Genomic DNA, 12,249 nt, shown 5'->3' with positions numbered 1-12,249 from the left:
TGTAGTCGTTCCTTGGATGCGTCAGGAGGAGGCGCCGCGGGAGTCGGCCGGAACGACGACGACGGGCAAGTGAGCGTGGTGCACGACTTCGGTGCTGGTCGATCCGAGCGTGAGGCGCCCCCAGACCCCCGAACCGCGGGTGCCGACCACCAGCAGAGAGGCGTCCTTGCTCGCGTCCAGCAGAACCTGTGCCGGGCGGCCCGCCTCGGCGATGATCTCCACCTCCACGTGGGGCCCGCCGAGCTGCTGCCGTAGTTCGTCGACCGTGTCCGTCACCGCCTGCCGGGCGACATCGTGGAGCTGTTCATACAGGGTGCTGGCGCCCTCCGGCACGGCCATCCATCCGTAGCCCGTGTAACGAGCAGGGGTGTAGTCGTAGGCACAGACCGCCCGCAGACCGGTGCCGCGCAACTGTGCCTCGCGCAGAGCGAAGAGCACGGCGTGCCGGGCGTGCGGGGAGCCGTCCGTGCCGACCACGATCGGACCAGCGGGAGCGTGCACGGGACTGTCGTTCATCGGGAATCCTCCAACGGCCCATCAGCACCGTCAGGCCCGTGAGAGGGGCAGCCGGACCTGCCATCGGGGATGTTCTGAAGTTGCGGCTTGCGCGATCCGGAACTACTGCTCGTCGAGGGCTACTCAGCAAGCGATTCGATGGGCACCTGTGGGTCGGCGAGTTTGCTGGTGTCAACCTGTTGGCCGGAGCGTACGAGGGCCTGGATCGGTTCGGTGACGTCCCAGATGTTGACATTCATGCCCGCCAGCACGCGGCCGCGTGCGAGCCAGAACGCGACGAACTCGCGTGCGCCGATATCGCCGCGGAAGACGACCTGGTCGTATCCGCCGGGCTCGGCGTATCCGGCGTACTCCATGCCCAGGTCGTACTGGTCGGAGAAGAAGTACGGCACCCGGTCGTAGGCCGCTTCACGGCCGAGCATCGCCTTGGCGGCGGTCTGTGGCTGGTGCAGCGCATTGGCCCAGTGCTCCACACGTATGCGCCGGTCCAGCAGGGGATGAAAGGCGTTGGCGACATCGCCCGCGGCGTAGATGCCGGGCACGGAGGTGCGCAGCCGCTCGTCGGTGAGAATGCCGTTGTCGACCTGGAGACCCGCGGCCTGTGCGAGCCCGGTGTTGGGCATGATGCCGATGCCGACGATGACCGCGTCCGCATCGATGCGGGTACCGTCGGACAGCCGCACACCGTCGACGGTACCCGCGCTGCCGGTGAGCTCGGTGACCTGCACGCCGAAACGCAGGTCCACCCCGTGGTCACGGTGCAGGTCCGCGAAGACCTGGGCGACCTCGCGGCCAAGAACATGCAGCAGCGGCAGCTCGGCCCTCTCCAGCACGGTGACCTCCACACCGGCGGCACGGGCCGCGGCAGCGGTCTCGAGGCCGATCCAGCCCGCCCCGACGACCGCCACCCGTGAGGCGGAGGAGAAGGCATCCTTGATCCGGTCGCTGTCCTGGACCGTGCGCAGGTACAGCACCCCGTCCAGGTCCGCACCCGGCACCGGCAGGCGGCGCGGCGAGGAGCCCGTGGCCAGCAGCAGCTCGGCGTACCCCAGGCGGCTGCCGTCCGCAAGCGTCACCTCGTGCGGGGCCGGGTCGAGCGCGGTGACCGCCGTCCCCAGGCGCAGCTCGACGTCGTTCTCGGCATACCACTGGGGCGGGTGGACGTAGATCTGCTCCCGAGCGTCCTTGCCCATCAGGTAGCCCTTCGACAGCGGCGGCCGCTCGTAGGGCCGCTCGCTCTCGTCCCCGATCAGGATCAGCGGGCCGTCGAAGCCCTCCTCACGCAGCGCCTGCGCGGCCTTGGCACCGGCCAGACTGGCTCCGACGATCACATACGTTCTGTTGTCAGTCATGATCAGCCCCTGGTCCGCGCTGGCCGCACGGTGCTGAGAGTGTCGGCGAGCTGCCCAGAGAGCTGCTCCCAGCTGGCGTCGAACTTCGACACCCCTTCGTCCTCGAGTGTCTGCACGAGGTCGACGTAGTCCACGCCCACTGTCCGCAACCCCTCGAGAACCTGCTGAGCGTCGTCGTAGTGGGCGCGGACCGAGTCGGCTGGCACTTCGCCGTGGTCGGCGACCGCGCGCAAGGTGGCCTCAGGCATGGTGTTGACCACGCCGGGTGCGACCAGTTCGGTCACGTACCGCGTGTCGGGGTAGCTGGGGTCCTTGACGGACGTCGAAGCCCACAGCGGACGCTGCGGATGGGCCCCCGCCCCCCGAAGGGCTTGCCAGCGGGGTGAGGAGAGAACCCGCTCGTAGTGCTGGTAGGCCAGCCGTGCGTTGGCGATCCCCAAATGGCCGCGCAGCGCGGCTGCCTGCGCAGTGTGGGTCTTGTGCAAGCGTGCGTCTGCTTCGGCGTCGACCCGGGAGACGAAGAACGAAGCCACCGAGCCGATCCCGGACAGCTCCCGCCCCGAATCGCGGGCGCGTTCCATCCCGTCGAGGAAGGCATTCATGACCTCGTCGTAGCGGGCCAGGGAGAAGATCAACGTGACATTGATGCTGATTCCCTCGGCCAGGCACGCGGCGATCGCCGGCAGGCCCTGGCGGGCGGCCGGGATCTTCACGAACAGGTTGGGCCGGTCGACCAGCCACCACAGCGCCCGCGCCTCCGCGATCGTCGCCGCCGTGTCGTGAGCGAGCCGGGGATCGACCTCGATGGAGACGCGCCCGTCGACACCGTCCGTCGCATCGTAGACCGGGCGCAGCACGTCGCACGCCCACCGGACGTCCGTTGTGGTCAGCGCCCGCAGCGCCTCACCGACCCCGACTCCGCGGGCCGTCAGATCACGGATCTGTGCGTCGTACGCGTCGCCGCTCGTGATGGCCTTGGCGAAGATCGTCGGATTGGTGGTCACCCCCACGACGCGGTCCCGCGCGACCAGGTCCGCCAGGCTCCCGGACACCAGCCGCTCCCGGCTGAGATCGTCCAGCCAGATCGACACTCCGGCATCGCTCAGTGTGTTCAAGGGATTCATGACGCTGCCGCTCCTCCCGCGCGCCGGGCGGAGTGAGCAGCTCAAGTCTTCTTGCTGCTCGTCCGCGGCCCGCACCAGAGCTTGCCTGTCGCTCCATCGTCTCTAGAAGGCCAGCGGACCGCAATCCGCAGCCAGCGCCGGTCCGACGGCATGGTGGCCTGCCTGGACGGCTCGCCGAGCGCTGAACATGGCTTCCGGACTCCTGATCTTCAGTGAAGTTCCAGGTCTAGCCGCTGGGCTATCACCAGTACCTGGTCGCCATCCACGCCGGCACACAGACGACTGCCTCCATGGTTGCGGGACGGCCCGGAACCACGGAGGCATTGGGGGCGAACGATGGGGCTGAACGACCTGCGGGCGCGAGGCCGCCGCATTCCATCGCCCGCCGGCCCCTTCAGCGACGTCCAGCTGGGACGGTGACGCCGACGACGGTGCCCGAACCGGCTGTGGTCACCCTCTGAGCGCGTGGTGGTCGAGGCCGGTTCACCGCTGCCGGGGACGGTGCGGTCACCGCGACGCGGACTCATTCCACAACGCCAGCAGCGCGGTGTCATCGCCGCGTGCGGGGGCGACCCTCTCCACCAACTCGTCCAGGAAGTGGTCCGGCGAAAGGCCGCGCAGGTTTCCAGCTTCGCCGCGGAGCCGCTCGAGACCAATGGACAGATCCTCACCGCGCCGCTCTATGAGGCCGTCGGTATAGAGCAGGAGGAGGCTGCCTTCGGTTAGCGGCGCCGTGGCCGCCGCTTCCCGCGGCACGTCGGTGTCCACTCCGAGTGGAAGGCCCTCGCCACCGGCCAGGAACTGTGCCCGGCCGTGGGGGCGGACGAGTAGCGGAGGCGGATGCCCGGCGTTGGCCCAGGCGAGCGAGGAGGGGCCGACAGCCGACGGACGCGCCACGCCGAAGATGAGCGTGGCCGTGACGTCGGGCTCGTTCAGCTTCTCCAACGCCTGGTCCAGGCGGCGCACCACCTCGTCCGGCGGGCCGGGACGGTCGAGGACGAGGGCGCGGAGCATGTGGCGCAACTGGCTCATCCGGGCAGTGGCCCGCACGTCATGGCCGGCCACGTCACCGACGGTGAACGCCAAGGTCCCGTCCTGAAGTGCAATGGCGTCGTACCAGTCGCCTCCCACCTCCGCGTACGTGCGCGCCGGGGAGTATCGGGCGACGAGACGAAACGGGGGGACGTCAGGCAGGCTGTTCGGCAGCAGCGAGCGCTGCAGGTGCGTGGCGATGTCGCGTTGCTGACCGTACAGACGGGCGTTGTCCACCACGAGTGCGCCTTGATGCGCGAGGCTGTCGATCAGCGGGACCTGAGCTTCGGTGAAGGGACGACGTGCTTCCGTGCGGGCGACGATGATCACCCCGAAGGGGCGCCCGCCAGCTTCCAGGGGGCACGCGATCGCGGTGGTCGCGCCCAACCGGGTCAACAACTCCAGTTGTGCACGTTCCAAAGCATCCGCTGCTTGATCAGGCGTCGGCACGTCGGGGATCAGTACGGCGGTGCCTCGGCGCAGGGCTTGGGCCAGCGGTGCGGCAGAGCCCTGCGGCCATGACGGGAGTAGTTGAGACGATTCTCCTGGACGGGGGCTGTTCGGGCGGCTTGTCTCACGCCCCGTCACCACAGCCCGGCGAGCCCGGCCCCTTTCGTCTAGCAGGTCGATCACACACCAGTCAGCCAGTCGTTCGACCAGGAGTTCCGCAAGCCTCTGGAGGCTTCCCTCCCAGCCTCGACCCGCTTTGAGCGCGTTTGTGACATCCGCCAGCAGCCTGAGGGGAATGGCCTCCTCCACGCGCCCCGCCTCCTACATTCGCACTACCGTTTCGCCAACGCGTCATGGCTCTCGCACGACCGGAGACCACCCCTCCCGCCAGTGTGCCCGCAGCGATCGCAAACGACGTGTCGGCGTTCGTTACGCGGGGCCCCAGGCAAGGGTCTGCGGCCGCTGCCCTATCGCTTGCACCACCCCAAATACTGCTGGTTCATCGCACCGGTACGGCACGATCACCCGCCAGGTCGACCCAGCGCCGTTTGCCCCGCCTGAATCGGCTCCGACCTCGTCCTCACGGGACACGACGCACGACACACCTGATTGGAGGAATCCCGCAGCCCCGATGGATCAACGCCACGGTGGCTGTCAGGCATACGTGTGACCGTTGACCGTAGTGTGCCGCAGTGACCACGACGGACAATGCCGGAACAGCCGTACCCAGCGCCCAGGCTCATCCTCGGCGGATGCGGGGCGGCAAGATAGTGGTGGCGTGGCTGACCACCACCGACCACAAGACGATCGGCTCGCTGTACCTGATCACGTCGTTCGCGTTCTTCATCATCGGCGGCGTCATGGCGCTGCTCATGCGTGCCGAACTGGCCCGCCCCGGCATGCAGATCCTGTCGAACGAGCAGTTCAACCAGGCGTTCACGATGCACGGCACGATCATGCTGCTGATGTTCGCGACACCGCTGTTCGCCGGCTTCACGAACTGGATCATGCCGCTGCAGATCGGCGCCCCCGACGTGGCGTTCCCACGGCTGAACATGTTGGCGTACTGGCTGTACCTGTTCGGGTCGCTCATCGCGGTCGGCGGCTTCCTTACCCCGCAGGGTGCGGCCGACTTCGGCTGGTTCGCCTACGCACCGCTGAACGACGCAGTCCACTCGCCGGGCATCGGCGGCGACATGTGGATCATGGGGCTGGCCTTCTCCGGCTTCGGTACGATCCTCGGCTCGGTCAATTTCATCACCACGATCATCTGCATGCGCGCGCCGGGCATGACGATGTTCCGTGTGCCGATCTTCACCTGGAACGTCCTGCTCACCGCGGTATTGGTACTCCTGGCGTTCCCCGTGCTGGCCGCCGCCCTGCTGTGTCTGGAGGCAGACCGGAAATTCGGTGCCCATGTCTTCGACGCCGCCAACGGCGGACCATTGCTGTGGCAGCACTTGTTCTGGTTCTTCGGGCACCCGGAGGTCTACATCATCGCGCTGCCGTTCTTCGGCATCGTGAGCGAGGTCATCCCGGTCTTCAGCCGCAAACCGATCTTCGGTTACATGGGCCTGATCGCCGCCACCATCTCGATCGCCGGCCTCTCGGCGACGGTGTGGGCACACCACATGTTCGCCACCGGCGGCGTCCTTCTGCCGTTCTTCTCCTTCATGTCCTACCTCATCGCCGTCCCGACCGGCGTGAAGTTCTTCAACTGGATCGGCACCATGTGGAAGGGGTCGCTGAGTTTCGAAACCCCGATGCTGTGGGCGACGGGCTTCATGGTCACCTTTCTCTTCGGTGGTCTGACCGGTGTCCTGCTGGCCTCGCCGCCGATGGATTTCCACGTCACGGACTCCTACTTCGTCGTCGCTCACTTCCACTACGTCGTCTTCGGTACGGTCGTCTTCGCCATGTTCTCCGGCTTCCACTTTTGGTGGCCGAAGATGACGGGCAAGATCCTCGACGAACGCCTGGGCAAGATCACGTTCTGGACGCTGTTCACCGGCTTTCACGGCACCTTCCTCGTCCAGCACTGGCTGGGCGCGGAAGGCATGCCGCGCCGGTACGCGGATTACCTGGCAACGGACGGGTTCACCGCGCTGAACACCATCTCCACCATCAGCTCATTCCTCCTCGGCATGTCGATGCTGCCGTTCTTCTACAACGTGTGGAAGACAGCCAAATACGGCAAGAAGGTCGAGGTCGACGATCCGTGGGGATACGGCCGTTCTCTTGAATGGGCGACGTCGTGCCCGCCCCCGCGGCACAACTTCCTCACCCTTCCCCGCGTCCGCAGTGAGTCACCGGCGTTCGACCTGCACCATCCCGACATCGCCGCGATGGAAGAACTGCAGAGCCGCTCTCGGGGACAAGCACCCCTGGGGCGGGGCGGGGGCGATGAACGGTGAAGCGTTCCGGCCTCGGAGTTCGTGCCGAGCGGCACAGCCAGGAGTACGCGCGCGGCCTGAACGAGCTGGAGGGCTATCTACTGGCTCAGGCCGAGGCGACCGACGCTCTCAGTCGCGGCGAGGCGTTCGCCGCGCAGATGCCCTGGCTGACGACCGCTCAACGGGAGGAGGTCGTCCGTCTCTATGCCACCGACCGGCTTCAGATCTCACGCGCCGCCCTCCAGCGCGTCACCGACCGGGTACTGGAGCTGCAGTGCCAGTACTCCAGCCGCTACCACGCGCTGCAGGTCCGGCTGCTGGGGCTCTTCCTCTCAGCCCTCGCCGTGTTCGTCGTTGTGCTGATGATCCTTGTGAACTGATCAGCCGCCCCGCAGTATCACGAGAACCGTTGCCCACCAGGGCGCCATCGGAGACTGGTCGGAGACGAGGAGGCCGTCGTCGGGTGAGCTGCCCCGGCCGTTGGCCCGTCGCTGGGCTGCGCAACCGAGGAGCGGGATGAATGTCACCGAAAACACTCTGCGGCGCTCGCAGTGCGGTAGGAGTTCGTTTGGGGTGTATTTGGTACAGGAGCCCGTTGGCCGGGCGGCCTGGGGCCTCACGGCCACGGACAGGGACGAACGCTTCCCGCTTCTCGGTACCCAGCGTCTATCGAGACGAAGGCAGTCGTTATGAAGCCAGTGCTCACTGTGGGTCTGGACGGCTCCCCCGAGAGCCTGGCCGCTGCCCGCTGGGGCGCGGCGACAGCCGACCGGCAAGGGCTTACCTTGAGGCTTTTGCACGCGTGGCTCCCGCTGGCGCCGGGGCCCCGCACAGGCTCCGCGGAGAGTGACCAGCACCATTGGGCACAGCGCATTCTTCACGACGCGCATGTCGAGCTCCACAAGCGTTACCCCGTGCTGTCCATCGTTGCGGATCTTGTAGCCGACGACGGCAGGTCCGCCCTGCTGACAGCGGCAGCGAAATCCCGGATGATCGTGCTGGGCTCGCGTGGACTGGCGGCGGCTGGCAGTTACTTCCTTGGCAACATCAGCATGGACGTCGTGTCACGGGCCGAGCAGCCGGTGGTCCTCGTACGTGCAAGCCTGGAGGAGATGGCGCCTTCTCCCGTGGGCAACTGTGTGGTGGTCGGCCTGAGCCTGCGGGACCCATGCGATGAGCTGTTCGAGTTCGCCTTCTCTGCCGCCGCCGCACGCGGAGTGCCCCTGCGGGCTGTCCACGGCCACGAGGTACCGGTGCAGGCGCATATGCCCTGGGGCGTGGACCCTGAAGTTGCCGCAGAGATCACGGACAAGGCGCAGAAGAAGCTCCGCAAGCAACTCCGTCCATGGCGCAAGAAGTTCCGCGGTGTGCGGGTGGTCAAAGTCCTTACCCTTGACAGCCCGGCCAAGGTAGTCGTCCACGACACGCAGACGGCGGGACTGCTGGTCGTTGGCAGACGCAGGCACCGGGGCGCCCTGGCGCCGCGGCTCGGGCCCGTGGCCCAAGCGGCCGTGCACCATGCGGCCTGTCCCATCGCCGTTGTGCCCCACGGCTGAGCCCGTCTCCCGCAGGACGGGTCGAGGAGTAGTGGTTTTGATGCGTACGGGCAGTGAACCGATGACAGCCCGGAGTCCCCTGCGAGCGCGCTTCTGGCTGAGTGTCTGGGGTCTGGTCTGGGCGACCTTCGGAACGGTCGTGTTCGCCGTGGTCGGGCGGCCCGGCTGGGCGGTGGCGTGCGGCGTGCTGTGGCTTGTCGTCACCGTCAGCATGGCCGTGATCCTTCGGCGTATGCACCAGGGCTCGCGCTGGCAGCCGGGCCGCGAGGTCCCGCCGTACGTGCCGCCGGAGGGCCGTCGCCGGTAGACAAGATCCCACGCACCGACGAGAGGAGTTCTCATGGCCGTCCGGTCCGGGAGTACGCTCGCACCCGTGCTTTGGGACGTCGGTGCCGTCGTCTTCGACACCGACGGAGTGATCACCGACTCGGCTCGGGTGCACGCTGCCGCCTGGAAGGTTGCCTTTGACGCCTTTCTCGGTGAGCACCCGCCGGAGGACCCCACGCAGCGGCGCCCCTTCGACGTCCGCGCCGATTATCTCCTTTACGTGGACGGGAGGTCCCGGCTCGACGGAGCGGCCGCTTTCCTCGCTTCACGGGGCCTTGATCCCTCGGCCGAGACGGTGCGGGCTGTCGCCGCGGACAAGGAGCGGCTGTTCACAGCGCGGCTGCGTGAGCAGGGCGTCGACGTGTATCCGGGCACGGTGCGGCTCGTGCGTGCCCTGCGCTGGGCGGGGAAGTCCGTTGCCGCTGCCTCCGCGTCCCGCCACGCTCGTGAGCTCCTCATCCGGGCCGGGGTGCTGGATTTGTTCCACGTGCTCGTCGATGGTGGTGAGGCGGCCCGGTTGGGGCTGCAGGGCAAGCCGCACCCCGATCTGTTCCTCGAGGCGGCTCGTCGACTGGGCGTCCCGGCCGACCGCGCCGCCGTCGTCGAGGACGCGCTGGCAGGTGTCGAGGCGGGCCGCCGCGGTGGATTCGCCCTCGTCGTCGGCGTGGACCGCACGGCCAGCCCGGATACCGGGGCGAGACTGGTGCAGCACGGTGCGGACATGGTCGTACGTGACCTCGGAGAACTGCTTGTGGCAGGAACGCCGCAGTGACCGGCTGGACCTGGCGGTACGAGGGCTATGACCCGGCGGACGAGCGTCTTCGGGAGTCACTGTGCACGCTGGGCAACGGCTACTTCGCCACCCGTGGGGCGCTATCCGAATGCGTCGCGGATGACGTGCACTACCCGGGCACCTATGTGGCGGGCTGCTACAACCGGCTCACCTCGGAAGTGGCCGGGCGCCGGGTCGAGAACGAGGACATGGTCAACCTCCCGAACTGGCTTCCCCTGCGTTTCCGCCTGGCCGGGCAGCAATGGCTCACCCCGGACACGGCGACCGTGCTCGACCACGACCAGGTCCTGCACCTGTCCTCGGGCCTGCTCGAGCGCCGGACCCGGTACGGGCTCGGCGACGGACGCGCCTTGTCCGTGCACCAGTTTCGTATCGTGCACATGGCCGACCCCCATCTCGCCGCCCTGCGTACCGAGCTCACGGCCGAGGGCTTCGCCGGCGAGTTGGAGGTCGAGGCCGCAATCGACGGCTCTGTCACCAACGCAGGCGTGCCCCGCTACCGCGACCTGGACGGCGGCCACCTGGTCCACGTGCATACCGGCACCGCCGCCGCGGACACTGTGTGGCTGCGCTGCCGCACCCGCACCTCCGACATCCGGATCGGTCTGGCGGCCCGGCTGACCGCCGGGGAACCCGTCGCCACCCAGCACACGCCACCCCGTGCCGTCCAGCGAGTGCACCTGCACGTGACGTCCGGCCGGACCGTCACCGTCGACAAGACCATCGCTCTGCACACCTCCCGCGACCCCGCGATCAGCGATCCGCTGGACGCCGCGCTCGACCGAGTCGAGGCCGCATCCGGCTTCGACGAGCTACTCACCTCTCACCGCACGGCCTGGAACCAGCTCTGGCGCCGGGCCGCACTCGACGTCCCCGGGGAGGCCGGCCATGTGCTGCGGCTGCACCTCTTCCACGTCCTGCAGACACTCTCGCCGCACACCGCCGACCTCGACGTGGGAGTGCCCGCCCGCGGGCTGCACGGCGAGGCATACCGCGGACACGTCTTCTGGGACGAGCTGTTCATCCTGCCGTACCTCAACCTGCACTTTCCCGAGGTGTCCCGAGCCCTGCTCCACTACCGCCACCGACGCCTGGACCGCGCCCGAGCCGCAGCCCGCGCGATCGGCAGGCGGGGGGCCGTGTACCCATGGCAGAGCGGCAGCGACGGGCGCGAGGAGACCCAAGAACTGCACCTCAACCCGCACTCCGGACGCTGGCTGCCCGACCACTCCCGGCTCCAGCGGCACGTCGGCTCGGCCGTGGCGTACAACGTGTGGCAGTACTGCGAGGCGAGCGGCGACACCGAGTTCCTGCACACCAAGGGCGCCGAGATGCTGCTGCAGGTCGCCCGCTTCTGGGCGGACTCGGCCACCTTCGACGACAGCCTCGGGCGGCACCACATCCGCGGCGTGGTCGGCCCCGACGAATACCACGACGCCTATCCCGGCGCTCCCGAGCCCGGCCTCGATGACAACGCGTACACGAACGTCACCGCTGCGTGGGTGCTCACTCGCACCTTGGAGGTACTGCGCGCGCTTCCTGAACCCCGCCGGCAGGAACTCGTCGAGCGCACCGGTCTGGACGGCGGTGAACTCGAACACTGGGAGGACGTGTCCCGCACGCTTCATGTGCCCTTCCACGACGATGTCATCAGCCAGTTCGCCGGCTACGGCGACCTCGCGGAACTCGACTGGGACGGCTACCGGAAGCGGTACGGCGACATTCGGCGTCTCGACCGGATCCTGGAGGCGGAAGGCGACAGCGTCAACCGCTACCGGGCGTCCAAGCAGGCCGACGTGCTGATGCTGGGGTACCTCTTCCCACCGTCCGAGCTCCAGGGCCTCTTCGACCGTCTGGGCCACCGGCTCGATGAGGACATCTGGCGGCGCACCGTCGACTACTACCTGGCCCGCACCAGCCACGGGTCCACCCTCAGCAGCGTGGTCCACGGCTGGGTCCTCGCCCGTGCCCGGCGCTCCGAAGCGTGGATGTTCTGCCAGGAGGCACTGCGGAGCGACATCGCCGATGTACAGGGCGGCACCACCGGGGAGGGCATCCACCTCGGCGCCATGGCGGGCACCCTCGACTTCGTACAGCGCGGACTGCCCGGGCTCGAGACCCGCCAGCGAGCACTCTGGCTCGACCCCGTGCCGCTGCCAGAGCTGTCGTCGTACGAATTCGCCCTCCGCTACCAGGGCCATTGGGGCGTGCGGCTGCGTTTTGAGCACGGAAAGCTCAAGATTACGGTGCCCCTCTCCAACCGTTCCCCCATCGATATCCGGCTGCCAGACCGCGCGGTGTGCGTCCAGCCGGGGGAAACGTGCCAACTGCTGCTCCCGCACTAAAGCTCGAGGCCGAGGCCCCAGCGACCTCTGCCGGTGCCTACGGGGCCGACGGCGAGGCACGCACGGATTGCAAGCCGGCTTCACGGCCTGCTGACCCAGATCCATCCCTCGCTGGAACGGGTCCTGGAGCTGCGGTTTCAGCAACCGACCGTCCTCACGGTCCTGGAACAGTTCGGGTCACCGGCCCAAATCCGCAAGGCAGGCCGACACAGGCTGGTCACCCCTGCAGCGGCCGAAGGCACCACGGATGGCCGAGCGGCTCATCAAGGACATCTTCACCACGGAAGGCGACGTCGACATGGTGCTGCTCGCCTTCGGGATCCTCGGCGACCAGGCGCACGACGATCGTCGTTCCAGGGAC

At 68.0% G+C, this 12,249-nt stretch carries 10 protein-coding genes and 1 pseudogene; 7 read left to right on the top strand and 4 right to left on the bottom strand.

The genetic code is table 11. The features are described 5' to 3' along the window. Positions 1-21 precede the first annotated feature (21 nt). The 4 genes from IF28_RS0103055 to IF28_RS0103040 all read right to left on the bottom strand — a co-directional run bounded on the left by IF28_RS0103055 (position 22) and on the right by IF28_RS0103040 (position 4,783). Entirely contained in the window at positions 22-516 is a 495-nt protein-coding gene (locus IF28_RS0103055; RefSeq protein ID WP_051713601.1) for a universal stress protein, read from the bottom strand. Positions 517-635: 119 nt separating this feature from the next. Beyond that, positions 636-1,868, bottom strand: a complete 1,233-nt coding sequence (locus tag IF28_RS0103050; protein WP_030213444.1) for an NAD(P)/FAD-dependent oxidoreductase — start codon at positions 1,866-1,868, stop codon at positions 636-638. 2 nt (positions 1,869-1,870) lie between these two features. Beyond that, positions 1,871-2,992 (bottom strand): transaldolase, encoded by a 1,122-nt coding sequence (tal, locus tag IF28_RS0103045; RefSeq protein WP_030213441.1) that lies wholly within the window; start codon positions 2,990-2,992, stop codon positions 1,871-1,873. Between the two features lie 507 nt (positions 2,993-3,499). After that, positions 3,500-4,783 carry a PP2C family protein-serine/threonine phosphatase gene (locus IF28_RS0103040; RefSeq protein WP_030213438.1) on the bottom strand — a complete coding sequence of 428 codons (1,284 nt, stop codon included), beginning with the start codon at positions 4,781-4,783 and terminating at the stop codon, positions 3,500-3,502. 443 nt (positions 4,784-5,226) lie between these two features. Here IF28_RS0103040 and ctaD point away from each other — a divergent pair, with 443 nt between their 5' ends. From ctaD to IF28_RS39380, 7 genes and pseudogenes are all read left to right on the top strand, one after another. Continuing rightward, entirely contained in the window at positions 5,227-6,888 is a 1,662-nt protein-coding gene (ctaD, locus tag IF28_RS0103035) for a cytochrome c oxidase subunit I (protein WP_234324848.1), read from the top strand. Then, positions 6,885-7,247 (top strand): hypothetical protein, encoded by a 363-nt coding sequence (locus IF28_RS0103030; RefSeq protein ID WP_051713598.1) that lies wholly within the window; start codon positions 6,885-6,887, stop codon positions 7,245-7,247. Before ctaD ends, IF28_RS0103030 begins: the two co-directional genes overlap by 4 nt. Before the next feature lie 309 nt (positions 7,248-7,556). Next, positions 7,557-8,423 (top strand): universal stress protein, encoded by an 867-nt coding sequence (locus tag IF28_RS0103025; RefSeq protein ID WP_030213434.1) that lies wholly within the window; start codon positions 7,557-7,559, stop codon positions 8,421-8,423. A 40-nt stretch (positions 8,424-8,463) separates the two neighbouring features. Next, positions 8,464-8,730, top strand: a complete 267-nt coding sequence (locus IF28_RS0103020) for a DUF6343 family protein (protein WP_030213433.1) — start codon at positions 8,464-8,466, stop codon at positions 8,728-8,730. A gap of 33 nt (positions 8,731-8,763) precedes the next feature. Beyond that, entirely contained in the window at positions 8,764-9,522 is a 759-nt protein-coding gene (locus IF28_RS0103015; protein ID WP_030213421.1) for an HAD family hydrolase, read from the top strand. Continuing rightward, a complete protein-coding gene (locus IF28_RS0103010; RefSeq protein WP_030213420.1) occupies positions 9,519-11,888 on the top strand; it encodes a glycoside hydrolase family 65 protein in 2,370 nt (789 codons plus the stop codon). Before IF28_RS0103015 ends, IF28_RS0103010 begins: the two co-directional genes overlap by 4 nt. 250 nt (positions 11,889-12,138) lie before the next feature. Then, a pseudogene (locus tag IF28_RS39380) lies at positions 12,139-12,234 on the top strand (decaprenylphospho-beta-D-erythro-pentofuranosid-2-ulose 2-reductase); the annotation flags it as partial. Positions 12,235-12,249: the final 15 nt, after the last annotated feature.

The organism is Streptomyces sp. NRRL WC-3626 (assembly GCF_000718785.1).
Lineage (GTDB): Bacteria > Actinomycetota > Actinomycetes > Streptomycetales > Streptomycetaceae > Streptomyces > Streptomyces edwardsiae.
Note: the sequence above shows the minus strand (reverse complement) of the source record. Positions and strands in the feature narration are given on the sequence as shown.